The sequence below is a fragment of the Bradyrhizobium sp. Leo78 genome (genome assembly GCF_059512425.1).
In genome coordinates this window covers 1-25,454 of the sequence record NZ_JCAMOT010000059.1, presented here as the reverse complement: position 1 = coordinate 25,454, position 25,454 = coordinate 1, and the positions used below count along the sequence as shown (strand labels likewise).

Below are 25,454 nucleotides of genomic sequence, written 5' to 3'. Positions count from 1 at the left end.
CGTCGCATGCGACGAGATGAGGTAACGACGACGTTATCCGGCTCCGACGTCGGAGCGTCAGCGATCTGTTCAGCTAGACGTCAGGTCTTCCTGCCATGTCCACAGCGTCTGAACGCTGGTGGGCCAATTGCAGGATGTCTCGAATGAAATTGATACAGATCTCGGCAACCACCATCGTGTTGACGTTCACGTATCCGGCTATTGCCGTGCCGGTCGTACCGCCTGATCCTCCCTTCAGTGCGGCGCGCATCGAACGTCTTCCTCCCGAGGTAAGAAGGGTGGTTCTTTCGAGATGCGGCGCGCACGCGGAAGCCGGCCACTATTTCGCGACATACGACAATCATTCGAACGTAATCCGGCTCGACTACTCGGCCCTTTACTGCCCGAGTGCGCCGAAGGTGTGCGATGGGCCGGCCTGTCTGCTGCAAACTTATGTGCTTCACGGCGGCAAGTATGTCTTGTCGCAGTCCCGAAGCTACCATCCGCCCTTCTCGCGATAGAAACGGCGACAATCAGACTTAGGTATCGCTGTTCAACAGCTTCAGAAAGGTACGGGCCGCGTGGTCGGGCGGTCCCGGGTTGTCTGCGTCTTCCGAAGCGAGATAAGCCACGACCAATTCCCAGCAGATTTCAGGCTCGGCGAGCCGGGCTATTCCAAGCGAGGGCTGGCGTGCTTCTGCAATCGCCTCGGGAAGAAGAGCAATTCCCATCCCCCGCCTTACCAGCTCAAGCAACGTCTCGAGATCGCTGACTTCGAATGCGATATGCCGGCTGATGCCAGCCCCGAAAAATCCCTGATCGACTAATTTTCGCGTACCCCAATCGGGCTCGAAATCGACAAAAGGCTCATCCTTCAGACTGGCGAGGGAGACGTTACTCGCGTCGGCCAAGGGATGGTTCGGAGCACATGCAACGACAAGGGCCTCGCAGGCGATCATGTCGGCTTTGATGTCGGCAGGGGATTCGCCCATCGGCAAGAATGCTAGGTCGAGCCGGCCGCCTCTGACCCTTTCAATGAGCTCTGTTGCACTGCCTTGACGCAATCTGACCTCGACTCCGGGATGCTCGGCGTGAAATCGCTCGCAAGGCCTCCTATTCAGCCGCCGTATTGTCCAGCCTTCGAGATCATCTTGCCCCAATGGCAACGCTTGAGATTCGTGATCTGCGGCTGCCGCTCTACAGTGAAGATGACGATGGGGCAGCCACGCCGGGGGAGGTGCGAGACTTTCGGCAAGCCATAGATGCCAGCGACGGCGTTGTCATTGTCACGCCGGAATGCAATCACGGTATTCCCGGCGTGCTGAAAAACGCGCTGGACTGGGCGTCGCGTCCGTTCGGGAAATCTGTGCTGATCGGAAAGCCTGTCCTTGTCATGTCGGTTTCGCCGGCCTTCACGGGTGGCGTGCGTGCCCATGCACAGCTCAACGAGACGCTGCTCGCGATCCAGGCGCGCATTGTCCCTGGTCCGCAGGTTGTGATCGGCGGCGTCGCCGAGAAGATAAACGACGGTGTTCTGGTCGACGAGGCCTGCCAGCGGTTTGCGCTGGCTGCGATTGATCGTTTGCTCGCGATGCCGCGTACGATCAACGGATCGTTGCCAGCCTAGTTGTGCTGCGGCGCAATCCGAAGCTGATCGCTCGTGGCGAATGCGAACGACGGAGGAGCGAAGTTATGAAGGTTGGTTTCATAGGATTGGGCCAGATGGGCTCCGGCATGGCGGCGTCTCTGCTGAACGCCGGGTACGAGGTCACCGTCTACAACCGCACCCCATCCAAGGCGGACGGGTTGGTGAGAAGGGGCGCCATTCCTGCCAAGCACGCATCGGATGCGTGCGCCGGAGACGTGGTCGTCACGATGCCCGCCAATGATGCCGCGGTCGAGAGTGTCGTCTATGGTAATCAGGGGCTGCGCGCCAGTCTCCGCAGGGGCGCCGTCCACATTTCATCAAGTACGATCAGCGTGGCTCTTTGCGAACGACTTAGCGCCGACCATCTCGCTGCCGGCCAGCGCTTCGTTGCGGCGCCGGTGTTCGGGCGTCCCGATGTCGCCGCGGCCGGAGAACTGACCGTTGTTGCCGGCGGTAGTCCGGATACCATCGCCGAGGTGAGTCCGGTGCTGGAAGCAATCGGCCGACGGACCTTCGTGATCTCCGATCAGCCGAAGGCAGCCAGCCTCCTCAAGCTCAGCGGCAATTTTCTCATCGCCTCGGTCATCGAGGCTCTCGGCGAAGCCATTGCGCTCGTGGGGAAGGAGGGCATTGACCCGGAGCAATATCTTGAGATTTTGACCTCAACCCTCTTCAGCGCTCCTGTCTACAAGACCTACGGAAAACTGATCATCGAGGGGAAGTTCGAGCCGCCGGGTTTCGCTGCACCGCTCGGCTACAAGGACATCCGGCTCGTCCTCGCCGCCGCCGATGAACTGCGCGTTCCGATGCCGCTTGCGAGCCTCTTGCGAGATCGGTTTCTGACCTTGTTCGCGCACGGCGGTGATAAGCTTGACTGGTCCGCAATCGGCCGATTGGCCGCGCGGGATGCCTATTGCGACGAACTCTGCTCCTGGTCGCCGATAACCCTGCGGCTCCTAAAGCGAGGTCTGGTCAGAGGGGTCGAATGCATCGACATGGAGAGCCAGCTCCGGTTCGAGCTCGCCAACATCCGTCGTGCCTTCGCGAGTGAAGACGCTCAAGAGGCCCGGCGCGCCTTCAAAGCGAAGCGGTCGCCCAAATTCGTCGGCAAATGAGACTTCCCGTCCCACCAAAGGTGCTGCAGGAGCGAACGTAATGGATCACTCGTCCGCGGAGGGTAGAACCGCATCATTGCCCGCCGCTGACAAGCTGCGTAAGGTGCGGTCGCAGTTGGCGCTCGAAATCGCGGCGCCCGACGCGGCCATCGTAGAAGCGTGGGGTGACGATGTGCAGCAGATGGCATCGATCGTTGAGGGCAAGCGGGTGATACTCCAAATTTCGGATGATGCGATAGATCGATCGTCGGCAGCCGGCTGATCGAGCGGCGGATCGGGAAATTCAGGATGCACTGGTCGGCAGGCTGGACGAGTCGACAGGCATGGCACTTGCGCGGATCTAGCGAGTGCGAGCACTTCTCTTATCCGCTTGAAAGCGGACCTTGAGCGGGCGGGGTCTGAGGTCAGCTAAGGGCACGATCCGAATTGACGGAGAGGGCAGCTTACGAATGCGGAGCGGACCTGTATGGCAGTGGGAGGAGCGGCCCGGGACCAAAGGTCTTTTCCTGATCTCTGACGGTATCTGCAGCTCTGTGCCAGTCGAGCTGTGTCGTCTTGATTGCGCACGCGGCGCGCCATCTAGTCGATAGACTCCGATGGTGGCGGAATTGCCAATGCTTCGTGAGGGCCAATTATTTCTGTGAATTCAAGACCGAAAAAATTGCGGCGGGTATGCCGTCGGCATTTGTCCGTCAAACTTGAAAATTTGTGCTTGTAAATCAACGACGAAACGTCGTTCGAAATGATAGAGTGGGAGTAGTGTGGCTGGCTACTTTCGCGGGGTTTTTCGTAGGTTTTGGTGGGGCAGTTCTCCAGCTCCTTTCATATAGGCCAGTACTTAAGCTATCGCGCTCTGACCTTCATCCTGCTTTCGCGAACTGTGTATTGTGGGGCATTCTAGCGTGCAAAAGGACGGAGCTGGGAGGGCCTAAGCCTGAGTTGAAGGAGGCAGCACTCTTGGCGCAAACCGGACGTTCGGCCCGCATGTCCCAGAAGCGTATACAAGGTGAACCATGTATTTTGAGCTTCTCTCATAGCCGCCCTTCGGTGCGGCCTCGCTGAAGCGGTTTATCGTTCTCGCAACACTCCCGTTTACCGGACACGAACAGCAGGTCGGCGCGCTGGTTACATTGAGTGCCTAGCACCTGGCTGTGTAGGAGCGCATGGGCCGACCTGCCAACGCCGGATCGATGATGTCACGTGTTGATCCGAGGGAGTGTTAGCTCTTCGAGCCAGAGCCCCTCAGCGCATTCCAAGCTGCCTGATTGGCCTGATCGAACGCCTTGCGGGATTCCGCGAGCGCTGCGCTTAGAACGGACCATGACTCGCCACCGGCCTGCTTCAGCTTCTGCAGACGAGCTTCCGCTTCGGATGCATCGGATTTCATCTGCTTGAGGGCGGCATCGAAGTCCCCGGCGTGACTTGCGGCCACCTTGCTGGCCGCCTCACGGAACTTGTCGGCGGCCTCGCGCCAGGCCTTTGCCTGCGCGGCGGCGATGTCCTTGAAGGTGGCCTGCTGCTGCTCGACCTGCCTGCCGGCGCTTTCGAAATAGATCTTCATCCGCCCTTCGAAGCCAGCCCATTGCTTCTCGAGCTCCGTCCTGCTGCGTGCCAAGGCCGCTTCGCCGGCTTCGGCTTGTGCCTTGAGCTGCACCTGGAATTCGTCGCGGCGCTTCTTCAGATCGGCGATGATCTGCTCGGCCTTAATCTTGGATTCGGCCTTGGCCGCGCCGACCCTCACGTCGAACGAGGCGAGGGCGGCATCCATTTCGTCGATGCGCTCCTTGGCCCAATTCAGATACAAATGCGTGCTGCTATGCTCTGGCATGACTGTCTCCGTTGACTGTTCGAATTGGATGATCTCCTGGTTCGGCTTTACTGATGTTGACTTGGGTCAACAGCCGGTTCGTTCTCTGTCGCGTCCATCAGGCCGCGAGACAGGGAAGCAGCCTTACCTCTTCATCCCGGGGCATTGGACCGAGTGCGCGGCGGTCCTGAAGCAATCGCCGCATAGAAGTCGCTCGGAGCCCTCAGCTCGGCATCGGGGGGCGGCACATCCGCATTGAAGACCTCCTCGCCCATGCGCAGGGCGTTGACCAAGCGGTTATCCTCTTCGAGATTGAGCTCAGAAACGCGCCTAGTCTCCTTTAGCCTCGTTTCTTCAACTACAGCCATGATTGAAAGCTCCATGAATTGAACGAACTACGCGGCCGTCCAGCCTCCATCCATCGAGAGGTTTGCGCCGGTGATCTGCGCAGCGTCGTCGCTGCACAGAAACAGCGCGAGCGCAGCGACCTGCTCCACGGTGACGAACTCCTTCGTGGGCTGCGCGGCGAGCAAGACATCGTTGATGACTTCGTCCCTCCGCATGCGACGAGCCGCCATCGTGTTCGGGATCTGCTTCTACACGGGGGGGCGTCCAGACGTAGCCGGGGCTGATGCAATTGCAGGTAATCTTCGAGCGCGCGAGCTCCAGCGCCACCGTCTTGGTGAGGCCCGCAATACCGTGCTTGGCCGCGACATAGGCGGACTTGAAAGGCGAGGCGACCAGCGAATGCGCCGAAGCCGTGGTGATGATGCGGCCCCAGCCGCGCGTCTTCATACCCGGCACCGCCGCGCGAATGGCGTGGAAGGCGGCGGACAGGTTGATCGCGATGACCGCATCCCACTTCTCGGCGGGGAACTCTTCGATCGGCGAAACATGCTGGATGCCGGCATTATTGACGAGGATGTCGACGCTGCCGAAAGTGTTCTCTGCGAGCGCGATCAACTCGGCGATCTCGCTCGGTTTGGTCATGTCCGCGGGCGAATAGATCGCCTTGACGGCGAAATCTCGTTCGATCGCAGTCCGGGCCTTCTCGACATCGGCAGGCGCGCCCATGCCATTGATCACGACGTTGGCGCCGGCGCTGGCGAAGGCCCGCGCGCAGGCGAGGCCAATCCCGCTGGTCGAGCCCGTGACGACCGCGGTCTTACCGTTCAGAATTCCCATCTCTATAGTTCCTCTTAGATGCTGATAGGGTCGCCGCTCCCGGGTCGCGGCGCGCAGTTGAAATTAAAAGACCAAGGCTCTCTCACGGGCTCGAATCGAGCCGCGAGCCGGCTGTCCCAGATAGTCGTGCATCACCGTCCCGAGCCCGAGCGTGAGGTCAGCACGGATGTGAACGGCGGCGACGATCTCCAGTACCGGCAGTTCTGCTACCGGCGCTAGTGCGTGTGGTGAGAGCGCCAAGGCCGCCGGTCCGGTCCAGGCGCCCTTCAGCACGATGTCCTCGAGATGGTACTGAACGAGCTCGCAGATGCGTGGGGTGCCGTCGACGTGCGGGATGATCTTGAGCAGGAAGTTCGGCTCCTTGAGAGCAGCGTTGACGTTCGCCAGATCGGCCTCGCGGTGCTTGTAGCCCATCGTGCCCGTGGCGACCCGGAGCGGGCCGTAATCCAGCGTACCGATCAGCGTGTCGATCTCGGTTCGCAACGTCGGCTGCGCAAGCTTCTTCGGAAAGCCCCAGAGCTCACGTCCGCCCGCAATCGGTCCTTCGTCGTTGAGGAACATGCAATGCGTGTACCCACCCTTGCGGCCGCGGAAGGAGACGGGAATGACCTGCCCGCTTTCCGTGTAATCGCCAAAGCCGTTGGAATCTGGCATGCGGATGAACTCGTATTTGACGAGCGCGTCTCGCTCATCCACCTCCAGCGGCTCCGGAACCACGGCCCGGAGCTTGGTCGGGTCCGTGCGATAGGTGATGATCATGTATTCGCGATCGACGAACCGGTACGGCCCGGGTGGATAGGCCGGGTTGGTCAGTGGCATTGCGAAGGCTCGTTGTTTCACATCTGTCTCGCGCATTGCGTTATCTCGAGGCGATGAGGTTCGGTCACTCGCGGCCGTCATGTTCGAGATCGAAGGTGAAGACCCCGTCGGGACTCGATGGCCGGGCGAGCACCTCGGGATGGCGCAGGGTACGCAGGGCGTCGTGGTAGCCGGCTTGCCAATGGTCCTGCATCGACAGGCGCGAGAACTCGTAGTCCTTCGAATGCCCTTCGTGGTTGCGCGCGCGATAGATCAGGTGGACGATATTGTAGACATTCCGCGAGACCGCCGTGCTGAGCAGTTTCACGTCCTCATGCTGATTGAGATCCTCGGGCAGCCTTCCCAGGAGATCCGTGAGTGCGCGCCGCAGGCGCTGCACATGCTTGAACTGGTCGGTGCTGGCGCGCGTGCGGCTGGAATACTGGATCTCCTTGTGCCGCGTGACGACCTCAGCCATGTTGCGGGGAAGTTGACCGCGCGCGCTCCAGAGGTCGACCTGGAACGCAAGCATGTCCTGCGGCGCATCCGACTCGATCACCCATTGCAGCGGCGTGTTGGAGACGAGACCGCCGTCCCAATAGTGCTCGCCCTCGATCTCCACGGCCGGAAAGCCGGGCGGCAGTGCGCCGCTCGCCATGATGTGCTCCGGCCGGATCGTATGGATCGTGTTGTCGAAATAGACGAAATTACCCGTTCGGACGTTGACCGCGCCGGCGCTGAAGCGCGTCAGACCGGCATTGATACGATCGAAGTCAACCAGGCGCTCCAGCGTGGTCTTGAGCGCGCACGTGTCATAGGTGCTGGTCGCATCGCTGGCTCCGCCGGGCTGCAGCCAGGGCAGAACGGGACGGGCAGAGAAGAATCCGGTAGCGCCACACGTGGCCGCCAGACCGGCGCTCATCTGGTTGATGAGGTTTCGCGTATTGTCGCTCCGCGTCCAATCCAGGAAGGGATTGCCGGACCAATCCCAGGGCGCGGTCGAGGTGACTTGGGTCCAAAAATCGCGCAGGCGGTCAACACGGGACTCGGGCGGGTTGCCGGCGATGATGGCGGCATTGATGGCCCCGATCGATATGCCAGCAACCCAGTCGGGATGAATGCTGGCTTCGGCCAAGGCTTCGTACACGCCCGCCTGGTACGCGCCAAGCGCACCTCCGCCTTGCAGCAGCAGCGCGATGCAGTCGAAAGGAAGCTGCCGTTGTGCCGATGATAGCTGTGATCGAGGCTGGAAGTTCATGGCTTGTGTGCTCTTTGAGTGCTGATGAACATGCTCGTGTTAATGGCGGCTCGTGTCTTGCTTTCCGATCTTGGGAGGCTCGAGCAGCACCTCCTTCAAATGGTCCCCGGAGGCGACGACGATCACGAAGTTGAGTTTGCCATCCTGTCGTATCAGTCCACCGGCCAGCGCGCTGCCGGCCGCGGCTTTCTCGGCGACCTGCACGGCATCGGACAATTCCGGCTTGATCCCCTTCAAGGCATGGATGTTGGCGAGGTCTTCCCGATCGAGTTCCTGCAGCGACGACGTCATCTCCTTCCCGGTAATGCTCTCGGTATTTGCGTCGATGGCGTTCTCCCAAACGTGCTCATTCCGGGTCGTGCGAACGCGGTAGACGGGCTGGCTGTCGATCTCGAAGCTGATGTAGGCGGTCTTCGAACCGTCATGCAGGCGCTCCGCGATCGCGATCGCCCGGCTGAGTGGGACGCGTATCGTGCGGAATTCCGAGAGAACGCGCTGGATAGCGGCCTCCTCGGCTTGGCTTTGCGCGCTCGTGCTTCGGCTGTCTGCATCTGCAGATTTTTGAACGTCAGCGACGGCGGCTGTCGCGGCGAGCGTGGCGGACCACATGATCAGGGCAAACAAGTGCTGCTTCGACATCGGATCAATCTCGGTCTGGTTGGTCAATCGCCTGCGACGGCCGTGTGAGCGACGACGATCTCCTTGTCGGAGAGCGTAGGCGGCGACTGATTTGTATCGATCAAGACGCGCTCCGGCCCCTTCACGTCCGAGTCGATGCGGATCGGAGGCCGCGCAGTATCCGGCTCCGCGAAGCGGCTTGGCGGTTGGGCCGGGAGCACCCAGCCGCTCGCCCAAAGCAAGCAGAGCAGGGCGCCGCCGACCGACAGAAAATAGCCGCGCAAGGGAAGGGCGGTGTCGTTCGATCGGCTCGCGTGCATTGACATTATGGATCGTCGGCTCATGGCGTGCGGCTCCTGACAACGGCATCACTCTGTCGCATCGTCAGATACTCCACGGGCGGGGATGCCGGCGCGCACGTTCGGCGTCGAGATAACCGCGCTCATCGAGCCATTCGGTTGGACAATAGGCTGCGGCCTTCGGATCGATCGCGAGCCCATCGCGCTGGAGCGCTGTCCGTGTTCCGGTCACACCGGTCCACACGACCTCGCCGTTGATCGGGTCCACTTTCATCCCGTCAAAGACTTCGATGAAGTTCAGCATCTCACACACCCGTGCTCGCTCACACCGTGTGCGTGAGACGGTCGACTTCGTCTGGCGCAACGCCTCTGCGCGCGAGTTCGGACTCGATCACGTCGAACACGCATTCGACCGGCGCGATCCAGGCGTTGACCCAGTAGATGATGCAGTCGCGGGCGATCAGCAGGGCCGGCGTCATGCGACCGTCCTCCGCTCCAGCCGGATAGTGCTGGGCTGGCGTGTGGCGAGCGTATGAGCCCACGCGATCATCGCGATCGTGATGCCAAGCAGCAGGCTCAGGGCCACGAGGCACAAGGCGACAATCAGGTTCAGCGATGCGGCGGCGAGGCCGGGCAACGGATTTTCGCGCATCAACGCGAACAGGAGTGTTGACATTCCGCGTCTCCTTAATAAAATACACCGTATAGTTCATATAAATCACGCGCCGGTGTCCGAGTCAAGACGAGTGCGTCACAAGCGCGTGTGCAGGATCAAGGCGGCGAGGCTCCGCCAGGTTCAACCAGAAGCCTCGAGCAGAGAAGGGATCTGACATGACGAGATTGATGCCGGCGTTATTCGCAGCGGCCGTAGTCGCGCTTGGCAGCGCAGCAGGTTTTGCCCAGGAGAACCGGGGCACACTCGAGCAGCGAGCGGCTTGCACCCCCGACGCCTTTCGCCTCTGCAGTGCCTACATTCCCGACCCATCCGGAGTCGAAGCCTGTCTGCGGCTCAGGAAATCGGATCTGAGCGGAGGCTGTAAAGCGGTGTTCGAGCAGGCATCCACCGGATCAGTCAGGGGCAGATAACGAACGACGTTGCGGCGTGATGTGACCAGGCACTGCCTTGAACCACATCCGCACTGCGACAGGAGACAGGAGCGATCTTATGAGCACGGTATACATCCCGGCCCTGGCTGCCTTCGGCGGCTCTGCGTTCGGCGCGCTCTCGACCATCGTTAGTGGATGGTTCAGCGGACGCCGAAGGCGGCGCGACCTTCATCATGCCCGCTCGTTCTCAAGGCGCGAACAATTGTACCATAGCTTCATCGAGGAGGGATCACGGCTCTATGCCGAGGCCCTGGTCAATGATCAGGCCGAAATTCCGCAGTTGGTCAGCCTCTATACGCTGATCGGACGCATGCGGATCTTGTCGAGCAACGAGGTCGTTCAGGCCGCCGAGAGAGCCGGGCACCTGATCATCGAGACGTATCTCTCGCCCAATCGCACATTCGTCGATCTCCCCAAATTCATCGAGGAGATGGATCCCTTGCGCGATTTCGGAGAGGCCTGTCGCCGCGAGCTGATGAACTTTCCGGCGGAGTGAGCGACGTTATGCGCGAAGAGATTGACGACCGAACGAGGAGCGCTCGCCGAAGGATCGTGCAGGCTGCTATCCATCTCTATCGCGAGATGGGACACAACAAGACCACCGTCGCCGATATTGCGCGGCACTTGTCGATGTCCTCAGCCAACGTCTATCGGTTCTTTCCCTCGAGGCGGGCGATCGAGGAGGCTGTGGTGCAGGAGGTGCTCGAGGAGGCGGTCAGTGCGGCGGCTGAGGCGGCCCTCGGCAGTGGCCCAGCGCTACGGCGCTTGGCTGCAATCCTGAAGGCCATCGCCGACTGCAATGAAGCTCGACCGGCGAAGCATCGGCGACTGCAGGATTTGATAACTCTGGCCGTCCGTCAAAACTGGACGGTCATCCTCACCTACGACGACAGGATCCGAGGGCTGGTGCGACCGATCGTCGGCGCCGGGCAAGCACGCGGCGAACTGCAGGGCGGCAGTCCAATGGCGCTGACCTGCTGCCTGCTGGAAGCCATGGATGTCTATCTCAACCCATCGCGGGTCGGGGCTGCGACGCTGCGGCCAAGCTTCGACGAGATGTTGAGATTTTGTACGGGTGCTTTGCGTCGTGGGCCATTCCTGCAGCCGGCCGAGATGACAGCTCACGTGCAGCTCAAGGCCGCCGGCTGATGCGAATGCTTCCAGGCCAAGCGTCCAAAGCAGACACTTACTATGACCAGTCCGTTTCGCAGGCTGCCAGGAAAAAGCCGACGCGCTCGCGCACGAAGCCCGGAAGTTCCTTCTTCAGGTCCTTCTGAGTTTCACCGACCAGCGACCGGAACAGCATCGGTAGCAGAATCAGGTCGAGAAAAATCTGCGCGGTAGCACGGCTTCGCTTGGCGCTGAAAGGGCCCCTCGGGGTGCGCGCGAGTTTTTGCGTGGCGTCGTCCAGCAGTTGGGATACCGCGGCGAGCGAGCGATCGCGCGCAGCGTCGTGCACGTTGCGGCTCAGTTCGGGAAAGCGCTGCGATTCCGCGATCGTCGCGCGCACCATGCCCAATGACTCTTCGATGACCCTGTCGACAAGGGTTGTGCCGAGGCTCATCAACTTGTCCTCGATGGTGCGGCCTTCGGGCGAGAAGTCCTCGAAGTCCATCAAGCCGTCGACGGTGCGGGCCACCACCGCCGCGAACAACGCTTCCTTGCCGGGGAAGTGGGCGTAGATCGTCGGCTTGCTTGCAGGCGCAAGCTCGGAAATGTCGTCGATGCTGGCGCTGCGATAGCCCTTCTCCAGAAACAGCAGCTGGGCGGCATCGAGAATGCGCGCCGGCGCGTCGCCGGCCAGATCCTTGGGCGGTCTGCCTCGCTTCGTCTTCTTCATTGTGGGTCCTCCGAAATCACGAGTCTGTGCGCGTCGCTTTCCCACTTGACATGGCTCGCGAAGAAAGGCAAGAAAAAGAAAATATACGGTATAGTTTATTTATCCGCCAGCTCATCGTGTTTCGTGAGCCTGGCGAGTGATCTCAAGAGATCGGGGTCCCAAAGGTGCCGGGACGGTGGACCCCCGTCGTTCGAGCCGAATGAGGAGAATGTCGTGACTGTTTTGAGCCCAGCCCCGTCCGGCTTGCAGGAAGGCGTGCTGCTGCGCGAGCTGAATCGCAGGGTCACCAACGGTGTTGCCTTGGCCATCGACCTGGTCTCCGCCGCGGTCATCCGGGTCGAGGGGACGGAAGCCAAATGCGCGCTCGGCGATATCGTCGAGCTGCTGCATGGCTACGCCGACGTGCATCGTGCGCTGGCCATGCCAACGAGCGACACGCTGATCCATGCCGCGACCCACCTTCGCAAGCTCGGCTGTGGCATGCGCCGGGCGCTGCTGGACCGGATGAACATTCAACTGGCATTCGCGACCCAGTCCATCGCGCTCCAGCCGAAGCGCTGCTGGCATCTGGGCCTGATCGTCCATGAGCTCGTGATGCACGCGGCACGGCACGCCTGCTTCGACGCGCGGGCCGGGCAGATCAAGATCAAGCTGACGCGCACCGGCGCGCTGGTGAACTGCGTGATCCTGGACAACGGAACGCGTCCCGCCCGCGATGTCTCGGATCGCGAATTGCGAATTGCGAAGGAAATCGCGAGGGCGCTCAGCGGTCGGATCGAGCAGGGTTTCGGCGCCGAATTCACCTCGATTGTTTTCTCGTTCCCGCTGACTGAGCGCGAACGGGGCGCAAACTGGTCAATCGCAACGCGCCAGATGAGGGCTCCGCGCCGCACCAGAGCCACCGCTTCAAATGAAGCCCTGCTCACGGCAAGCGCGGCGTCCGATCAACGCGAGCCCACCGTTGAGACCGATCCCCTTGCGGGACTCCTGCGCCAGCAAGAAAGCGAAATGATTGTCCCCCGCCAATCCGCCGATGCGCTTGGCGCGCTGTTGTCTCCTTCCCATCATACGGACGCGCTATGAAAAGCCAAATCTCGAACCCCGTTCGAACGCCTCATGCGGCGAAGACCCTCGCCGCAGCGGCGGTGCTTGCCAGCGTTGCGCTGACCGGTTGCAACGATCACGCGGCGCAGACGGCCACACGGGCAACGCTGGTCCGTACCACGATCGTGCAGCCGCGCGACCGGCAAGCCGCCATCACGTTGACGGGCGAGGTTCAGGCGCGCTTCCGCGCCGATCTTTCGTTCCGCGTCAGCGGACGTGTGATTGCTCGCGCGGTGGACATTGGTGCTCACGTCGAAAGGGGCGACGTCCTCGCCCGGCTCGATCCGGCCGAGCAACAGGCCGATGTCGATGCCGCGACCGCGGCAGTTGCCTCCGCCGAAGCCCAGCTGCGCGTGGCGAAGGCAACGTTCGAGCGGCAGAAAGCGCTGATCGCAAGCGGCTTCACCACCCGGACCGTTTATGACCAGGCCCAGGAAGGTCTGCGAACCGCTGAGGGTGTGCTGGAGGCGGCTAAGGCTCAGCTCGGTACCTCGCGCGATGCGCTCGGATATACCACCCTGCGTGCTGAAGCGGATGGCGTCATTACCGCGCGAAGTATCGAGGTCGGCCAGGTCGTTCCGGCTGCCCAACCCGTGTTCTCGCTCGCGCAGGACGGGGAGCGGGATGCCGTCTTCGAGGTCTACGAATCCGTCTTCCTTGGCCAGGCCGACAGCGGCCGCGTGATGCTGGCGCTGATCTCCGATCCCGGCGTGACAGCAACGGGTGAGGTGAGGGAGATTTCACCGGCTATCGACGCGAAGAGCTCCACGATCCGCGTCAAGGTGTCGATTGAGAACCCGCCGGCTGCGATGACCCTGGGCAGCGCCGTCTCGGGGACGGTTGTGGCGAAAGCCGAGAGGCAGATCACCTTGCCCTGGAGCGCGCTGATGGCCGCAGGCAGGAGGCCTGCCGTCTGGACCGTCGATCCAAAAACGCAGACAGCGTCGCTGAAGCCGGTCACGGTCGGTGCCTATGAAGCCGGTCAGGTGCTGATCAAGGGGGGCCTCGAGCCCGGCGAGCGCGTCGTCGTCGACGGCGGTAAGCTTTTGAGCGTCGGCCAGTCGGTCACTGAAGTGGGAGACCGGTCATGAAGCGACAGGTCATGATGATCGCTGGCACGCTCGCGGCGGCCTCGTTGCTCGCCGGGTGTCAGCAGGAGACGAGCGCGCCGGAGCCCGTGCGCCCCGTGCTCTCAATGCTGGCCAAGCCCGACAACAATGACAGCACGCTTGCCGTCGGCACGGTCGAGCCGCGCTACAAGACCAATCTTGGTTTTCGCGTACTCGGACGGCTGACTTCGCGCCCGGTCTACGTTGGCGACATCGTCAGCGAAGGGCAAATCATCGGGACGATCGATCCCACCGCACTCGATCTCGCCGTTCGCGCGGCCAAAGCTCAGCTTGCGAAGGCCGAGGCGCAGCTTGCGACGACCAAGGCCACGGAGGAGCGGCAACGCGCGCTCATCACCAGCGATGCGACCACCAGGCAGACGCTGGACAATGCCGAGCAGGCCCGCGCCGGCGCCGAAGCAAGCGTCGCGCAGGAGCAGGCGAACCTGACCAAGGCGATCGAGCAACTCGGCTATGCCCAGATCAAGGCCGACTTCGGCGGCGTCGTCACCGCCGTCGGCGCGGAAGTCGGCCAGGTGGTCTCGCCCGGTCAAACCGTGGTGACGGTCGCGCGCCCGGACATTCGCGAGGCGGTCGTCGATATCGGGGAAGACCTGCCCGTGCCGCTCGAAGTTGGTCTCCCGTTCAGCGTCAGCCTGCAGCTCCTCCCCACCGTTCAGGTCGAGGGCAGGATGCGCGAAATCGCGCCGCAGGCCGATGCGGTGACGCGGCTGCGACGCGTCCGGATTGCGCTCGACAACCCGCCCGAAAGCTTCCGCCTTGGCGCGACCGTCACGGCAAAGCTTGGCAAGGACCAGAGCAAGGTGTTGCGCCTGCCCGCGTCAGCGGTGCTCGCCAGGGACGGCGCCGATTTCGTGTGGGTGGTCGATCAATCCACCAGCACCGTCTCCTTGCAGAAGATCGATGGTGTCGCCGAACAGGCGGGCATCCGCATCACCAGCGGGCTTGCCGCAGGCACCCGCGTCGTCACCGCCGGAATTCACAGCCTCAAGCCGGGACAGCACGTCCGCATCGAACAGGATCAAGAGCCATGAAGTCGTTCAACCTTTCTGACTGGGCGCTCGGCCATCGCTCCCTCGTCTGGTATTTCATGATCGCCTTCATGGCGGCCGGCCTGTTTGCCTATCTCCAGTTGGGGCGCCAGGAAGACCCTGATTTCACGATCAAGACCATGGTGATCCAGGCGCAGTGGCCGGGCGCCTCGCCCGAGGAGATGACGCGTCAGGTCACCGACCGCATCGAGAAGAAGCTGGAGGAGCTCGAATCGCTCGACTACACCAAGAGCGTGACGGTCGCGGGTCAGACCACCGTCTTCGTCTATTTGCGCGATTCGACCAAGGCGGCCGACGTCAAGCCGACCTGGGTGCGCGTCCGCAACATGATCGCTGATATCAAGGGCGATTTCCCGCAAGGGGTGATTGGACCCGGCTTCAACGACCGCTTCGGCGACGTCTTCGGCAATGTCTATGCCTTCACCAGCGACGGCCTGAGCCAGCGGCAGCTCCGCGACCAGGTCGAGGACATCCGCGCCAAGGTGCTGACCGTGCCCAATGTCGGCAAGGTCGACATTCTCGGCGCGCAGGACGAGGTGATCTACCTCGAGTTCTCCACCCGCAAGATCGCGGCGCTCGGCCTCGATGTCCACGCCATCATGAATTCACTTCAGGGCCAGAACGCGGTGGCACCCTCCGGCGTGTTGCAGGAGGGGCCGGAGCGGATCAGCGTCCGCGTCAACGGCCAATTCACCTCGGAGGCGAGCCTGAAGGCGGTCAATCTGCGCATCAACGATCGCTTCTTCCCGTTGACCGATGTCGCGACCATCACGCGTGGCTATGTCGATCCGCCGTCAACCCTGTTTCGATACAACGGTCAGCCTGCTATCGCGCTCGCGATCGGCATGAAATCCGGCGCGAACCTGCTCCAGTTCGGCGAAGCGCTGAAGGAGGAGATGACTGGGATCATCGCTGACCTGCCGATCGGCGTCGGCGTCCACCTCGTTGCCGACCAGCCCGTCGTGGTCGAACATGCCGTTTCGGGCTTCACCGAAGCGCTGTTCGAGGCCGTGATCATCGTGCTCGGCATCAGCTTCCTGAGCCTGGGTGTGCGTGCCGGCCTCGTGGTGGCCATCGCCATTCCGCTCGTGCTCGCGATCACCTTCGTCGTGATGGCCTATTTCGGCATCTCGCTGCAACGCATTTCGCTGGGGGCCCTGATCATCGCGCTTGGCCTCTTGGTCGACGATGCCATGATCGCGGTCGAAATGATGGTGGCGCGGCTTGAGATCGGCGATCCCCTCGAAAAGGCGGCAACCCACGTCTATACGTCGACCGCATTTCCGATGTTGACGGGAACGCTGGTCACGGTGGCCGGCTTCATCCCGATCGGTCTCAACAGCAGCAACGCCGGCGAGTTCACCTTCACCCTGTTCGTGGTGATCGCGGTGTCCCTGATCGTCTCCTGGATCGTGGCCGTCTTGTTCACCCCGCTGCTCGGCGTCACCATCCTGCCGGCCAGGATGAAGGGACATCACGAGCAGAAGGGCCGCGTGGCGCAGATGTTGTTCGCGCGCCTCCTCCTGTTCTGCATGCATCATCGCTGGAGCACCGTCTCCGTGACGGCCGGCGCCTTCCTGCTCGCCCTGTTCGGCTTGCAGTTCGTGCAACAGCAGTTCTTCCCCTCGTCCGACCGTGCCGAGCTCGTGATCGACTGGAACCTGCCGCAGAACGCTTCGATCACCGAAACCAACACGCAGATGGCTCGCTTCGAGCGTGAGCAGCTGCAGGACAATAATTCGGTCGAGCACTGGTCCAGCTATGTCGGCACTGGTGCGCCGCGCTTCGTGCTGTCGTTCGACGTGCAGACCGCCAACACCTGGTTCGGTCAGCAGGTGATCGTGACCAAGGGCGGCATCGCCGCGCGCGACAAGCTCAAGTCGCAGTTCGAGGACTATTTGAGAAAGACGTTCCCGGGCACCGACACCTACGTCAAGCTGCTCGAGGTCGGCCCTCCCGTCGGCCGTCCGGTGCAATACCGCCTGAGCGGTCCCGACATCGCCGAAGTCCGCGACCTCTCGCAGAAGCTTGCAGGCGTCATTCGCAGCAGTCCCGACCTCGGCAACGTGGTGTTCGACTGGATGGAGCCGGCGCGCGTCGTCAAGGTCGATGTGCTCCAAGACAAGGCGCGTCAGCTCGGCGTCACCTCGGAAGACATCGCCACCACCCTGAACTCGGTGCTGCAGGGCTCGTCGGTCACGCAGGTGCGCGACAGCATCTATCTCGTCAATGTCACCGGACGAGCGACCGCGCGGGAACGCGCCTCGATCGACACGCTGCGCGATCTCCAGATGACCGGGCTCGGCGGCCAATCGGTGCCGCTCGGGGCCGTCGCCAATCTGCGCTACGAGCTGGAGCAGCCCACGATCTGGCGCCGCGCGCGGATTCCGACCATCACGCTGAAAGCCGCCGTCGTCAGCAACGTTCAGCCGAAGACGGTCGTCGACCAGCTCGCGCCGAAGGTGGCGGAATTTACCAAGCAGCTTCCTGCGGGCTACGCGATCAAGATCGGCGGCTCAGTGGAGGAGAGCGCCAAGAGCCAGGGGCCGATCGTCGCGGTTGTGCCGTTGATGCTGTTCGTCATGGCGACCGTGCTGATGGTACAGCTGCAGAGCTTTTCGCGCCTGTTCCTGGTGTTCGCGGTCGCGCCGCTCGCGTTGATCGGCGTGGTCATGGCCATGCTGCCAAGCGGCGCGCCGCTGGGCTTCGTCGCCATCCTCGGCGTGCTTGCCCTCATCGGCATCTTGGTCCGAAACTCCGTGATCCTGATCGTGCAGATCGAGGATCTCAAGAAGGAGGGCAGGCCGGCCTGGGACGCCGTAGTGGAAGCGACCGAGCATCGCATGCGACCGATCCTGCTCACGGCCGCCGCCGCAAGTCTCGCGCTCATTCCGATCGCGCGCGAGATTTTCTGGGGGCCGATGGCCTACGCCATGATGGGCGGCATCATCGTCGGCACGCTGCTGACGCTGCTGTTCCTGCCGGCGCTGTATGTTGCCTGGTGTCGGATTCACCCCGATCACGGCGGTCAAACATCGACGGAGGAGCCGGCCGTGCCTGTGCACGACACTCCCGTGCACGGCGCGCCTCATGAACACGCTCGCGAGTCGCAGCCGACTCCCATCCCTGAAACGCAGTCTTGAGAAACAGCAACACCATGTCACGCACGACGATTCTGATGTTAACCCTTGGCACGATTCTCGGCACCGCGATGCTATCGCCACCTGCGGCGTTTGGACAATTCCCGCCGCCGCCTCCAATGGCCGGGCCTCCGCCAATCGCAGCCGGCGGGCCGCCGCTGGCTGCGGGGGGCCCCCCGGCATTCGCGGCTCGCCCTCCGATGGGGCTTGGCGGTGCACCACGTGCCGGCCTCGGTGGTCCGGCGCCTCGTCTCGATGCCGGACCTGGGCCGCGCGGTGCTCTCGCAGAGGGCGGGCGGGGCGGACCGGCGCTTGCGAACGCCACGCGCGCCACATCGGTGACCTACAACCGGTTCGGAAGCTACGGCCGGTACGGTGGGTCACGGTACGGCTATCGCGCGGCTTATGCAGCGAGCGCTTACGCCGGCGCCGCTGCGGGCTATGCCTATGGACGCGGCTACTCTTCCGAGGGCGACTGCTACTACGCCTACAGTCGCCACCGACGCGTTCTGGTTTGCGATTAACAATCAGTAGCAGGTGATTTTGGACCGGGCGAGCTCCAACGGCATGCCCATCACCTTCAATCTAGGAGAAGACAATGAACAAGCGACTGATAGCGACTATCGCCGGCTGCGCCTGCCTTGCCGCCGCGACGGCCGCCGAAGCACGAACCTCTTACGATGGCCCCTGGGATCTACTCTTCGTTACACAGCGCGGAAATTGCGATCCGAGCTACAGCTTTTCGGTGAACATCAGCTTCGCGGGGGGCTTTTGCTGAGGTGAATATCCTCATCGACAAAATCTCGCCTTCAGTGGATTGCAGGTCCATAAAGACCGGCCACTACACTGACGCCAATCGTTATGAGAACGATGCCGGAGATCGTCCCGAAGAGATAGTCCCGCTCGCGCAAGAACACGATCAGCATCAAGATAACGCGTAGGATCGGGAGCAGGATGATGAGCGCGATGCCTTTCCCGACGATGCTCGTGCCCAGCGTCATGGTATGCCCATGCGGGACGATGCATCGGCCGAAGAGGGCAACGATCATCCCGAGCGCGGTCACGCCCGACGCGAGCCAGATACCGTATTTGAGCTGCCGTGCAAGGAGCCGATCCATCCTGCGGGTTTCATCGAGCGCCTTGTCGTCCGCGATCATGCGGCCTTCCCGAACAACTCGATGTGGAAGGCAGAGAGCAGCATCTGCGCCGCAAGGGCTATAAGCACTACAACAAACAGGGCCCTCACTTTTTCATTTGAGACTCGCATCAAGATGCGGGCTCCGACGACTGATCCCAGAACCGACCCCAAGGCGACGGGACCGGCAATGGCGGGAACGATGGAGCCTCGTATGAAGTATGCCCCCGCGCTGGCAGAAGCGGTCACCCCTATCATGAAATTGGAGGTTGCCGAGGACACCTTGATCGGCAGGCGGAGGGCGGTGTCCATCGCAGGGATCTTGAGTACGCCGCTGCCAATCCCAAGCAGCGCCGAGATAAGACCGGCACCGTACATCAGGAACATTCCTCGGGGCAGCTGTCGTACCTGGTAGGTGACGCTACGGCCGAGCACATGGTCGGGATAGCTCGCGTGGAGTCGAAGTTTGTCCGCCCAATTGCCGGGCGGGTCGGCAATGCTGATACCGACCGGATCGCTGCGCCGGGCGAGCATCTGATGCGCCGATACCAGCAACACCACAGCGAACAGGCCGTAAAGGAAGGACACCGGGACGAGCCCGACAAAGAACACGCCCGTGAGAGCCCCGAGCGTCGTCGTAGTCTCCAGCACGATGGCGAGGCGAACGTTGGTGAGTCCTCGCTCAAGGAAGGATGCAGCGCTGCCGCAGGAGCAGGCGATCACCGAGACGATGCTTGCGCCGATGGCAGTGCGGAGGTCCACGCCGCCGAACAGGGTAAGGATGGGTACAATGAAGATGCCGCTGGCCATGCCGAGCATGCCGCCCAGCGCGCTCGCGCCAAACGACATGACGAACAGCCAGGATCCAAAGCCTGCATCCATGTCAGGCATCTCTGGTTTGCGTTGAGGTCCTCGTGCGTCGGGCAAGGCGCGTCACGAACCGGATCAGATCGCCGCGATAGTGTAACCGCTCATAGTCGACGGGCCGATTGCCGGTGGTGTAGGACGTGCGCTCGATGAGGAAGATCGGACTGCCGGTCGGCACTTGAAGCGCCTCGGCAGCGACAGCGTCGGCCGCGGCCGCTTCCAGCTTGTATTCAGCTTCGACCAGAGGCGTATCATACTTCTCCTCCAAAAGTGCAAAGACCGGTTCGGCCTCAAGGTCGTTTCCCGCGACCTTCTCGCCTAAGCCGCGAGGCAAGTAAGTCTCGTCGAAGGATATGGCTACACTGTCGGCTAGGCGAACACGCTGGAGCCTGAACACTAGCGTCCCAACTGGCAAGGCAAGGTGGCGTGCGACGGTTTCGTCGGCTGCCACAATGCGCTGGTCGAGCAAGCTGGTGCTCGGCGTTCGCCCCAATGCCTGCATGTCTTCGACGAAACCGGTTAGCTCGGTCAGCTCCTGCATGATCTTCGGTTGGGTGACGAAAGTGCCCTTGCCCCGCCTGATCTCGACGAGCCCGCGCTCGATCAGGTTCTGGATCGCCTTCCGCACCGTCGGGCGACTGACCTTGAATCGGTCAATTAGGCTTTCCTCGGGCGGCAATTGAGTTCCGGGCGGCAGGCTGCCGTCAGCGATGCCGGCCGCCAGAGCGGACGCGACACTTTCGTAAAGGGGCATAGGCGACATAACGTCATCGTGACGTCATGACCTCTTGATGTCAAGCCCAGCTCGCGGTAAATTCTCGTCATACCACGGCGTCCACACAGCCGGATTTAGATCAATGGAATCAATGAGCTATGTTAAGGAGAGGCCGCGAACGTGGCGCGATCTTCCTGATCTGATCAGCTGTTCGGCGATCGCCCGCTGGGCTCCGATCCCGCTGCGCCTGATTGTTGGATATGGCTTCATGGAACACGGCTTCGCCAAGGCGGCGAGGGGCTTCGATGCATTCCCCGCCATCCTGCAGGCGATGGGCCTTCCCGCGCCTCATTTGCTGGGCTGGCTCACCATCGCGGTGGAGATCCTGGGCGGGCTGGCTGTACTGCTTGGTGCACTGGTGCCTCTCGCCAGTATCCCGATGGCGATCGTTCTTTTGACCGCGATGTTCACCGTGCACCTTCCGTATGGCTTCAGCTCAATCAAGCTTCAGGCAATAACGGCCGCGGGCGCGCAGTTCGGGCCGCCGGGTTATGAAACCGATCTCCTTTACCTCGCTTGCCTGGCGGCTCTCGTCTTGGGCGGACCCGGACCGCTTTCTATCGACCGCCTTCTGGCGGATCGCACAAGTGAAGCGGCATCAACTCCAAACTCGATCGCGACGTGCAATGTATCGGGACAGTAGACGCAGGACCGCGCAGACGGAGAAGCGACACGTAAGGCGTCCGCAACTCGGCTCAAAGGCTTTCTCGGTTGGCGAATATGAGGAGAAGCGAACATGATCTCTGCGGCATTTCCGTACCAAAAGCAGCGGCGGCGGGTCCTCGGCAGCGAGATGGCGTACGTGGAGGTGGGAGAGGGCGACCCGATCGTGCTGCTGCACGGCAATCCCACCTCGTCGTACCTCTGGCGCAACGTGTTGCCGCACCTGCAGCCACGAGGCCGCTGCATTGCCCCCGACCTGATCGGCATGGGCGACTCCGACAAGCTGCCTGACAGTGGCCCCGGCTCGTATCGCTTCGTCGAGCACCGCCGCTACCTCGACGCCCTGCTCGAGGCCCTGGATGTGCGCGAGCGGGTCACCTTGGTCGTCCATGACTGGGGTTCGGCCCTCGGCTTCGACTGGGCCAACCGCCACCGCGAGGCCGTGAAGGGTATCGCGTACATGGAGGCGATCGTGGGGCCGCAGTACTGGGATCACTGGGACAAGTTCGGAATGCGTTCCGCCTTGCAAGGGCTGCGTTCCGAGCAAGGCGAGACGATGGTCCTGCAAGACAACTTTTTCATCGAGAAGATCCTGCCGGGGGCTATCCTGCGCACCCTCTCCGCCGAGGAGATGGCGGAGTACCGACGGCCGTTCGCCGAGCCCGGCGAGGGGCGACGGCCGACGCTGACGTGGCCCCGGCAGATCCCCATTGAGGGCGAGCCCGCCGACGTGGCTGCGATCGTGAACGCCTACGCGGACTGGCTGGCGGCGAGCAATGTGCCTAAGCTGTTCTTGAGGGCAGAGCCCGGTGGTATCCTCGCCCACGGCCCGGTTCTCAACTTGGCCCGCAGCTTCCCAGCGCAGACCGAGGTGACGATCTCGGGGCTCCATTTCGTCCAGGAAGATTCGCCGCACGAGATCGGACGGGCCGTCGCTGATTGGATGGCGAAGTTATAGAGTGCAATTACCTGGAGATCGTCGGACTCCGAACGATCATCGATGCCTCGGGTCCTGCACTTCGAAGAGATCGCCGCAGCCGCGGTGGCGCTCTCCGAGCCCGAGTTCCGAGTGCTCGATCAGGTCTCGCCAGCACGCTCAGGCAAACAGCAGCGCGTTCCGGCGTAACGGCTGCTCGCGGCCAACTTATCTGGCCATCATCAAACTTCCAACCCGAATACGCTTGGCCGGCGCCGACGCCAACCGTGACCTAGAAATCAGGCTCAGATGCCCTACCGACCTCGCTTACTTGCCATCCTTGCCGGAGCGGCCGGGAGCGCAATCGCGATCGGAAACATGGAGGCGTTCTCTATTGAGAGCACATTTCCGCTCTTCGCGGTTCCATTCGCGACATCGATCGTGACGGTATTGGGCTCACCAAAAGCAGAACCGGCACAACCCCGTGCCCTTGTCGGCGGTCATCTTATCTCCACGCTGGTTGGGCTACTGGTTGTGAAATTGTGCGGTCCAGCGCCGTGGGCCGCCGCCATCGCAGTTGGTTTGGCAATGATCGCAATGCATCTGACCGGCACATTTCACCCGCCCGCCGGCATCGATCCGCTGGTTGTTGTCGTCGACAACATGTCCTGGAGCTTTCTGGTCGTGCCGGTTGGCATCGGCGCCATGCTGCTCGCGACGTTTGCTTTTGCTTGGAACAATGTCCTCACGGGACGCGCCAATGAAGGCCATGTCTGGCCGATCCGGTGGTGGTGACCTTTCATACGCCTTATTGCGGTTGGCCGGGGAAAAGGTGTGCCAATGGCCGCGCCGCAGATACGCACCAAACAGTTCGTGCTCGATGGCGAGGCCGTGCTGCTCGGCGTCGATGGCATCAGCGACTTCGCCGGGCTGCACTCACGTAAGCACGACGACGAGGTCCAATTCTATGCGTTCGATGTCCTGACAGCTGAGGGCGAGGACTACCGCAAGCTGCCCCAACCCTGCCGCCGGTGATGACGCCGCAACCGGCTTCGGTCATTGCGTGACTTGATCTAGTTCTCTCGCTCCCGGTGGGTGAGTTTATAGCCCGGAGCGGGCAAACCAAGCGGTGTGTACAGATAGCTGACGACCAGCGACGGGACGCCACGGCTCGCGATTTCAATCAGCCTGCCGTGATCTGGATTGTCCTTAATATCCTCCAGTGATGTGAGCAATGCCTTTGTTTGTGATCTGATTGAGCAGCCGGGTCCGGGGCGAGTGGCGGTTCGAGCGGTTCGTCGAGCGGAGCAGGCGGGACGGGTTAGAGCTCTGGCGCAGCCGGTGGAGGAGATGCGGGCTCGGCAGGCCAAATGTCGCCGAAGAACAAGAGGTGAGATCGACGCGGTCCCGCAGCTAGCTAGGGCGTGTACTCATTGAGCGACTGGCCGAATGATGTTCGCTCAACCCCCAACAGCGGCGAAAGAGCGGACATTGCTCGAGGTCGCAGAAGGGCCATGTGTGGACCAATACGGCAGGTCTGGCCACAGATGCTGAGCACGCTTCTTCGCCCCCAACCACGATCGGCCCCGCCGCAGCGTTATCTCGCAAGTGTCGCCTTGTAGGACCGGTTGAAATGGACACAATATGCTCGCTTCGGGATCGAGGAGGATGCCATGCCCGAAGCACCAAGCGACATTGATTATACGGTTGATGTAAACAGACACGAGACGATGCTCCGTGCGAACACACCCAAAGGAGAGGAATTTCTCGGCGGCGCTGACCTTACAATGTCCAATGAGGAAGCGCATACATTCATACAGGATGCCCGCGCAGCAGGGCTGACGGTCAAATCGTTTTTCTAGCAGCTTCGCAAACAGACGCTCGGCTTCGTCGATATTTTCAAGGCTTCGGAAAGTGAAAGTAACCGGCCCCGGCGGCCCGCGCGCTAGTCGGGGCTGTCTATCGTTAGAGCAACAACGCCAGGACCACGCACGCCGCGGCAATGCACATCGCCAGTACGAATATCACTATGACCATATCGCCTCGGTCGGGTTGGCAGCCGAACCATGCAATGTTACCGCAGTGGGAACTGCTGATCGCCCTGCGCTCGCGATCAGCCCATGCTCCCCGGCATGAAGCATCTGACGCCAACGGAAGCGCCGTTCAGATAGTAGGGCCAGACCATCGCGCGACCAGCGCGGTTCGGTCCATCCACGACAGCGTCGTTCGGAACATCAACCCACTCGCCATCAATGCGCACGCGATAGTGACCATCCTTAGTTTCCCAATCGGCGTCATCAACGCGCTTCGCATCACTGCCATCGCAGCAGGGCCCTTTGCCGCTGTGCAAGCTCTCATACCAACTGCTCAACTCAGGGTGCTGATAATCGTGGGCGCGGGCGTGACCGATTGTAGAAATCGGCGGCAGGACGGCGAATACAATAAGTGTTGCATGCCAAATGTGATTGTTCATCTCACACCCAATCCCGGAATCTCTCTGTGCAAGGAAATTCATCCATCCGCATCAACATGCGAAGCTGTCTCAGCTCGCCGCTGGTAGTCGTCAGCGAGGGCCTTAAGCTGAGCCGCAATCGCTGAGTCGGTCATGGTTTTGGCGGCGCGGAGCAAAGTCTGTGCTATCTCTAAATATTCCTTGCCTCGTCGTGAGTTCTGGGCCGTCATCAAGCCCTCGTGCGGTTCTCGGGCAGCTGGTCGAAGGCGATTTGGAGCCAGCTCACCCAATTGCGGTCACTTTCCCGGCGAGTTCTGAAGCGATCGACGCACTTCTTGGAACAAAGCGGGGTTCGCCACGAGTAGTGCCGGACGAGACCAAACTTGCCATCACACACTGCGCATCGCGCGGCACCGCCAGATCTAAGATTATCGGAGCAATGGGGCATCGTAGTCTCCTCTTGGTACTATCGTCGCTGTTCGTCGATCAAGTTCTGTGCGTCAAGTTCAGCAAAATTGATCATGGGGTCCGGCCAAGCCATCCCCTCGGAGCCGCCGTCGCTCGCT

32 protein-coding genes and 1 pseudogene are annotated in these 25,454 nt (G+C 61.9%); 17 read left to right on the top strand and 16 right to left on the bottom strand.

Translation table 11 applies throughout. The features are described 5' to 3' along the window. Positions 1-143 precede the first annotated feature (143 nt). A complete protein-coding gene (locus tag AC5ZG1_RS39490; protein WP_456646181.1) occupies positions 144-500 on the top strand; it encodes a hypothetical protein in 357 nt (118 codons plus the stop codon). 18 nt (positions 501-518) lie between these two features. Here the strand turns inward: AC5ZG1_RS39490 and AC5ZG1_RS39485 are convergent, their stop codons facing one another. Next, positions 519-1,139 (bottom strand): LysR substrate-binding domain-containing protein, encoded by a 621-nt coding sequence (locus AC5ZG1_RS39485; RefSeq protein WP_456646180.1) that lies wholly within the window; start codon positions 1,137-1,139, stop codon positions 519-521. On the opposite strand from AC5ZG1_RS39485, the gene AC5ZG1_RS39480 reads away from it, so the two are divergent. From AC5ZG1_RS39480 to AC5ZG1_RS39470, 3 genes are all read left to right on the top strand, one after another. Further along, complete coding sequence (locus AC5ZG1_RS39480; protein WP_456646196.1) at positions 1,076-1,606, top strand: NADPH-dependent FMN reductase; 531 nt, start codon at positions 1,076-1,078, stop codon at positions 1,604-1,606. The genes AC5ZG1_RS39485 and AC5ZG1_RS39480 overlap by 64 nt on opposite strands. 65 nt (positions 1,607-1,671) lie before the next feature. Then, positions 1,672-2,742, top strand: a complete 1,071-nt coding sequence (locus AC5ZG1_RS39475; RefSeq protein ID WP_496136147.1) for an NAD(P)-binding domain-containing protein — start codon at positions 1,672-1,674, stop codon at positions 2,740-2,742. A 76-nt stretch (positions 2,743-2,818) separates the two neighbouring features. Next, a complete protein-coding gene (locus tag AC5ZG1_RS39470) occupies positions 2,819-3,004 on the top strand; it encodes a hypothetical protein (RefSeq protein WP_496136146.1) in 186 nt (61 codons plus the stop codon). Between the two features lie 957 nt (positions 3,005-3,961). Here the strand turns inward: AC5ZG1_RS39470 and AC5ZG1_RS39465 are convergent. From AC5ZG1_RS39465 to AC5ZG1_RS39420, 10 genes and pseudogenes are all read right to left on the bottom strand, one after another. After that, on the bottom strand, positions 3,962-4,570 hold the full coding sequence (locus AC5ZG1_RS39465; RefSeq protein ID WP_456646178.1) for a sll1863 family stress response protein: 609 nt from the start codon (positions 4,568-4,570) through the stop codon (positions 3,962-3,964). A 131-nt stretch (positions 4,571-4,701) separates the two neighbouring features. Further along, positions 4,702-4,917: a hypothetical protein gene (locus AC5ZG1_RS39460; RefSeq protein ID WP_130228597.1), complete on the bottom strand. Its 216-nt coding sequence runs from the start codon at positions 4,915-4,917 to the stop codon at positions 4,702-4,704. A gap of 27 nt (positions 4,918-4,944) precedes the next feature. After that, a pseudogene (locus AC5ZG1_RS39455) lies at positions 4,945-5,734 on the bottom strand (3-hydroxybutyrate dehydrogenase). A gap of 63 nt (positions 5,735-5,797) precedes the next feature. After that, positions 5,798-6,589 (bottom strand): acetoacetate decarboxylase, encoded by a 792-nt coding sequence (locus tag AC5ZG1_RS39450; RefSeq protein WP_130228599.1) that lies wholly within the window; start codon positions 6,587-6,589, stop codon positions 5,798-5,800. Between the two features lie 28 nt (positions 6,590-6,617). Beyond that, complete coding sequence (locus AC5ZG1_RS39445; RefSeq protein ID WP_496136145.1) at positions 6,618-7,790, bottom strand: DUF3734 domain-containing protein; 1,173 nt, start codon at positions 7,788-7,790, stop codon at positions 6,618-6,620. A 39-nt stretch (positions 7,791-7,829) separates the two neighbouring features. Further along, positions 7,830-8,429: a PepSY domain-containing protein gene (locus AC5ZG1_RS39440; RefSeq protein WP_496136143.1), complete on the bottom strand. Its 600-nt coding sequence runs from the start codon at positions 8,427-8,429 to the stop codon at positions 7,830-7,832. 23 nt (positions 8,430-8,452) lie between these two features. After that, positions 8,453-8,734 (bottom strand): hypothetical protein, encoded by a 282-nt coding sequence (locus AC5ZG1_RS39435; RefSeq protein WP_496136142.1) that lies wholly within the window; start codon positions 8,732-8,734, stop codon positions 8,453-8,455. 58 nt (positions 8,735-8,792) lie between these two features. Continuing rightward, entirely contained in the window at positions 8,793-9,011 is a 219-nt protein-coding gene (locus AC5ZG1_RS39430; protein WP_496136141.1) for a hypothetical protein, read from the bottom strand. A gap of 19 nt (positions 9,012-9,030) precedes the next feature. Further along, entirely contained in the window at positions 9,031-9,186 is a 156-nt protein-coding gene (locus tag AC5ZG1_RS39425; RefSeq protein WP_496136140.1) for a hypothetical protein, read from the bottom strand. Further along, positions 9,183-9,383, bottom strand: a complete 201-nt coding sequence (locus tag AC5ZG1_RS39420) for a hypothetical protein (protein ID WP_130228603.1) — start codon at positions 9,381-9,383, stop codon at positions 9,183-9,185. Before AC5ZG1_RS39420 ends, AC5ZG1_RS39425 begins: the two co-directional genes overlap by 4 nt. Positions 9,384-9,872: 489 nt before the next feature. Between AC5ZG1_RS39420 and AC5ZG1_RS39415 the strand changes: the two genes are divergently transcribed. Continuing rightward, entirely contained in the window at positions 9,873-10,310 is a 438-nt protein-coding gene (locus tag AC5ZG1_RS39415; protein WP_245474940.1) for a hypothetical protein, read from the top strand. A gap of 56 nt (positions 10,311-10,366) precedes the next feature. Continuing rightward, positions 10,367-10,963: a TetR/AcrR family transcriptional regulator gene (locus AC5ZG1_RS39410; RefSeq protein ID WP_496136139.1), complete on the top strand. Its 597-nt coding sequence runs from the start codon at positions 10,367-10,369 to the stop codon at positions 10,961-10,963. 40 nt (positions 10,964-11,003) lie between these two features. On the opposite strand, the gene AC5ZG1_RS39405 is transcribed toward AC5ZG1_RS39410, so the two are convergent. Beyond that, a complete protein-coding gene (locus AC5ZG1_RS39405; RefSeq protein ID WP_496136138.1) occupies positions 11,004-11,654 on the bottom strand; it encodes a TetR/AcrR family transcriptional regulator in 651 nt (216 codons plus the stop codon). A gap of 255 nt (positions 11,655-11,909) precedes the next feature. Between AC5ZG1_RS39405 and AC5ZG1_RS39400 the strand changes: the two genes are divergently transcribed. The 6 genes from AC5ZG1_RS39400 to AC5ZG1_RS39375 all read left to right on the top strand — a co-directional run bounded on the left by AC5ZG1_RS39400 (position 11,910) and on the right by AC5ZG1_RS39375 (position 18,858). Continuing rightward, the gene (locus AC5ZG1_RS39400) at positions 11,910-12,737 is read left to right on the top strand and encodes a sensor histidine kinase family protein (protein ID WP_245474942.1); all 828 of its coding nucleotides are present in this window, start codon (positions 11,910-11,912) and stop codon (positions 12,735-12,737) included. Beyond that, positions 12,734-13,849 (top strand): efflux RND transporter periplasmic adaptor subunit, encoded by a 1,116-nt coding sequence (locus tag AC5ZG1_RS39395; RefSeq protein ID WP_130228609.1) that lies wholly within the window; start codon positions 12,734-12,736, stop codon positions 13,847-13,849. The genes AC5ZG1_RS39400 and AC5ZG1_RS39395 overlap by 4 nt, the downstream gene beginning before the upstream one ends. Then, complete coding sequence (locus AC5ZG1_RS39390) at positions 13,846-14,922, top strand: efflux RND transporter periplasmic adaptor subunit (protein ID WP_496136137.1); 1,077 nt, start codon at positions 13,846-13,848, stop codon at positions 14,920-14,922. Before AC5ZG1_RS39395 ends, AC5ZG1_RS39390 begins: the two co-directional genes overlap by 4 nt. Continuing rightward, a complete protein-coding gene (locus AC5ZG1_RS39385) occupies positions 14,919-18,083 on the top strand; it encodes an efflux RND transporter permease subunit (RefSeq protein ID WP_496136136.1) in 3,165 nt (1,054 codons plus the stop codon). Before AC5ZG1_RS39390 ends, AC5ZG1_RS39385 begins: the two co-directional genes overlap by 4 nt. Before the next feature lie 35 nt (positions 18,084-18,118). Next, positions 18,119-18,604: a hypothetical protein gene (locus AC5ZG1_RS39380; RefSeq protein ID WP_496114061.1), complete on the top strand. Its 486-nt coding sequence runs from the start codon at positions 18,119-18,121 to the stop codon at positions 18,602-18,604. Between the two features lie 74 nt (positions 18,605-18,678). Continuing rightward, a complete protein-coding gene (locus AC5ZG1_RS39375; protein WP_130231109.1) occupies positions 18,679-18,858 on the top strand; it encodes a hypothetical protein in 180 nt (59 codons plus the stop codon). 31 nt (positions 18,859-18,889) lie between these two features. Here AC5ZG1_RS39375 and AC5ZG1_RS39370 read toward each other — a convergent pair whose 3' ends face one another. The 3 genes from AC5ZG1_RS39370 to AC5ZG1_RS39360 are packed head-to-tail and all read right to left on the bottom strand — an operon-like array spanning position 18,890 to position 20,836. Then, positions 18,890-19,237: a DUF1634 domain-containing protein gene (locus AC5ZG1_RS39370; protein WP_130231111.1), complete on the bottom strand. Its 348-nt coding sequence runs from the start codon at positions 19,235-19,237 to the stop codon at positions 18,890-18,892. Further along, positions 19,234-20,106, bottom strand: coding sequence for a sulfite exporter TauE/SafE family protein (locus tag AC5ZG1_RS39365; protein WP_207231172.1), 873 nt, complete (start codon positions 20,104-20,106; stop codon positions 19,234-19,236). The genes AC5ZG1_RS39370 and AC5ZG1_RS39365 overlap by 4 nt, the downstream gene beginning before the upstream one ends. Beyond that, positions 20,099-20,836 carry a GntR family transcriptional regulator gene (locus tag AC5ZG1_RS39360; RefSeq protein ID WP_496136135.1) on the bottom strand — a complete coding sequence of 246 codons (738 nt, stop codon included), beginning with the start codon at positions 20,834-20,836 and terminating at the stop codon, positions 20,099-20,101. The genes AC5ZG1_RS39365 and AC5ZG1_RS39360 overlap by 8 nt, the downstream gene beginning before the upstream one ends. 103 nt (positions 20,837-20,939) lie before the next feature. Here AC5ZG1_RS39360 and AC5ZG1_RS39355 point away from each other — a divergent pair, with 103 nt between their 5' ends. The 5 genes from AC5ZG1_RS39355 to AC5ZG1_RS39335 all read left to right on the top strand — a co-directional run bounded on the left by AC5ZG1_RS39355 (position 20,940) and on the right by AC5ZG1_RS39335 (position 24,298). Further along, on the top strand, positions 20,940-21,500 hold the full coding sequence (locus AC5ZG1_RS39355; RefSeq protein WP_496136134.1) for a DoxX family protein: 561 nt from the start codon (positions 20,940-20,942) through the stop codon (positions 21,498-21,500). A gap of 93 nt (positions 21,501-21,593) precedes the next feature. Beyond that, positions 21,594-22,478 carry a haloalkane dehalogenase gene (locus AC5ZG1_RS39350; RefSeq protein WP_028168524.1) on the top strand — a complete coding sequence of 295 codons (885 nt, stop codon included), beginning with the start codon at positions 21,594-21,596 and terminating at the stop codon, positions 22,476-22,478. Positions 22,479-22,745: 267 nt separating this feature from the next. Next, positions 22,746-23,231, top strand: coding sequence for an HPP family protein (locus AC5ZG1_RS39345; RefSeq protein WP_080664103.1), 486 nt, complete (start codon positions 22,746-22,748; stop codon positions 23,229-23,231). Positions 23,232-23,276: 45 nt separating this feature from the next. Next, positions 23,277-23,471 (top strand): hypothetical protein, encoded by a 195-nt coding sequence (locus AC5ZG1_RS39340; protein WP_349645140.1) that lies wholly within the window; start codon positions 23,277-23,279, stop codon positions 23,469-23,471. A 638-nt stretch (positions 23,472-24,109) separates the two neighbouring features. Continuing rightward, complete coding sequence (locus tag AC5ZG1_RS39335; protein ID WP_496136133.1) at positions 24,110-24,298, top strand: hypothetical protein; 189 nt, start codon at positions 24,110-24,112, stop codon at positions 24,296-24,298. A gap of 251 nt (positions 24,299-24,549) precedes the next feature. Here the strand turns inward: AC5ZG1_RS39335 and AC5ZG1_RS39330 are convergent, their stop codons facing one another. Then, complete coding sequence (locus AC5ZG1_RS39330; RefSeq protein WP_130231117.1) at positions 24,550-24,909, bottom strand: hypothetical protein; 360 nt, start codon at positions 24,907-24,909, stop codon at positions 24,550-24,552. Between the last annotated feature and the right edge of the window lie 545 nt (positions 24,910-25,454).

What these genes read in the sequence shown, in the direction of transcription:
- AC5ZG1_RS39415 (WP_245474940.1), top strand. Translation starts at nt 9,873, where the DNA reads ATGAGCACGGTATACATCCCGGCCCTGGCTGCCTTCGGCGGCTCTGCG.
- AC5ZG1_RS39430 (WP_496136141.1), bottom strand. Translation starts at nt 9,011, where the DNA reads ATGCTGAACTTCATCGAAGTCTTTGACGGGATGAAAGTGGACCCGATC.
- AC5ZG1_RS39330 (WP_130231117.1), bottom strand. Translation starts at nt 24,909, where the DNA reads ATGAACAATCACATTTGGCATGCAACACTTATTGTATTCGCCGTCCTG.
- AC5ZG1_RS39460 (WP_130228597.1), bottom strand. Translation starts at nt 4,917, where the DNA reads ATGGCTGTAGTTGAAGAAACGAGGCTAAAGGAGACTAGGCGCGTTTCT.
- AC5ZG1_RS39450 (WP_130228599.1), bottom strand. Translation starts at nt 6,589, where the DNA reads ATGCGCGAGACAGATGTGAAACAACGAGCCTTCGCAATGCCACTGACC.
- AC5ZG1_RS39345 (WP_080664103.1), top strand. Translation starts at nt 22,746, where the DNA reads ATGCCCTACCGACCTCGCTTACTTGCCATCCTTGCCGGAGCGGCCGGG.
- AC5ZG1_RS39475 (WP_496136147.1), top strand. Translation starts at nt 1,672, where the DNA reads ATGAAGGTTGGTTTCATAGGATTGGGCCAGATGGGCTCCGGCATGGCG.
- AC5ZG1_RS39465 (WP_456646178.1), bottom strand. Translation starts at nt 4,570, where the DNA reads ATGCCAGAGCATAGCAGCACGCATTTGTATCTGAATTGGGCCAAGGAG.
- AC5ZG1_RS39370 (WP_130231111.1), bottom strand. Translation starts at nt 19,237, where the DNA reads ATGATCGCGGACGACAAGGCGCTCGATGAAACCCGCAGGATGGATCGG.
- AC5ZG1_RS39380 (WP_496114061.1), top strand. Translation starts at nt 18,119, where the DNA reads ATGTTAACCCTTGGCACGATTCTCGGCACCGCGATGCTATCGCCACCT.
- AC5ZG1_RS39360 (WP_496136135.1), bottom strand. Translation starts at nt 20,836, where the DNA reads ATGCCCCTTTACGAAAGTGTCGCGTCCGCTCTGGCGGCCGGCATCGCT.
- AC5ZG1_RS39420 (WP_130228603.1), bottom strand. Translation starts at nt 9,383, where the DNA reads ATGTCAACACTCCTGTTCGCGTTGATGCGCGAAAATCCGTTGCCCGGC.
- AC5ZG1_RS39355 (WP_496136134.1), top strand. Translation starts at nt 20,940, where the DNA reads ATGGAATCAATGAGCTATGTTAAGGAGAGGCCGCGAACGTGGCGCGAT.
- AC5ZG1_RS39350 (WP_028168524.1), top strand. Translation starts at nt 21,594, where the DNA reads ATGATCTCTGCGGCATTTCCGTACCAAAAGCAGCGGCGGCGGGTCCTC.
- AC5ZG1_RS39385 (WP_496136136.1), top strand. Translation starts at nt 14,919, where the DNA reads ATGAAGTCGTTCAACCTTTCTGACTGGGCGCTCGGCCATCGCTCCCTC.
- AC5ZG1_RS39375 (WP_130231109.1), top strand. Translation starts at nt 18,679, where the DNA reads ATGAACAAGCGACTGATAGCGACTATCGCCGGCTGCGCCTGCCTTGCC.
- AC5ZG1_RS39425 (WP_496136140.1), bottom strand. Translation starts at nt 9,186, where the DNA reads ATGACGCCGGCCCTGCTGATCGCCCGCGACTGCATCATCTACTGGGTC.
- AC5ZG1_RS39445 (WP_496136145.1), bottom strand. Translation starts at nt 7,790, where the DNA reads ATGAACTTCCAGCCTCGATCACAGCTATCATCGGCACAACGGCAGCTT.
- AC5ZG1_RS39435 (WP_496136142.1), bottom strand. Translation starts at nt 8,734, where the DNA reads ATGTCAATGCACGCGAGCCGATCGAACGACACCGCCCTTCCCTTGCGC.
- AC5ZG1_RS39405 (WP_496136138.1), bottom strand. Translation starts at nt 11,654, where the DNA reads ATGAAGAAGACGAAGCGAGGCAGACCGCCCAAGGATCTGGCCGGCGAC.
- AC5ZG1_RS39490 (WP_456646181.1), top strand. Translation starts at nt 144, where the DNA reads ATGAAATTGATACAGATCTCGGCAACCACCATCGTGTTGACGTTCACG.
- AC5ZG1_RS39395 (WP_130228609.1), top strand. Translation starts at nt 12,734, where the DNA reads ATGAAAAGCCAAATCTCGAACCCCGTTCGAACGCCTCATGCGGCGAAG.
- AC5ZG1_RS39340 (WP_349645140.1), top strand. Translation starts at nt 23,277, where the DNA reads ATGGCCGCGCCGCAGATACGCACCAAACAGTTCGTGCTCGATGGCGAG.
- AC5ZG1_RS39440 (WP_496136143.1), bottom strand. Translation starts at nt 8,429, where the DNA reads ATGTCGAAGCAGCACTTGTTTGCCCTGATCATGTGGTCCGCCACGCTC.
- AC5ZG1_RS39390 (WP_496136137.1), top strand. Translation starts at nt 13,846, where the DNA reads ATGAAGCGACAGGTCATGATGATCGCTGGCACGCTCGCGGCGGCCTCG.
- AC5ZG1_RS39365 (WP_207231172.1), bottom strand. Translation starts at nt 20,106, where the DNA reads ATGCCTGACATGGATGCAGGCTTTGGATCCTGGCTGTTCGTCATGTCG.
- AC5ZG1_RS39335 (WP_496136133.1), top strand. Translation starts at nt 24,110, where the DNA reads ATGCCCGAAGCACCAAGCGACATTGATTATACGGTTGATGTAAACAGA.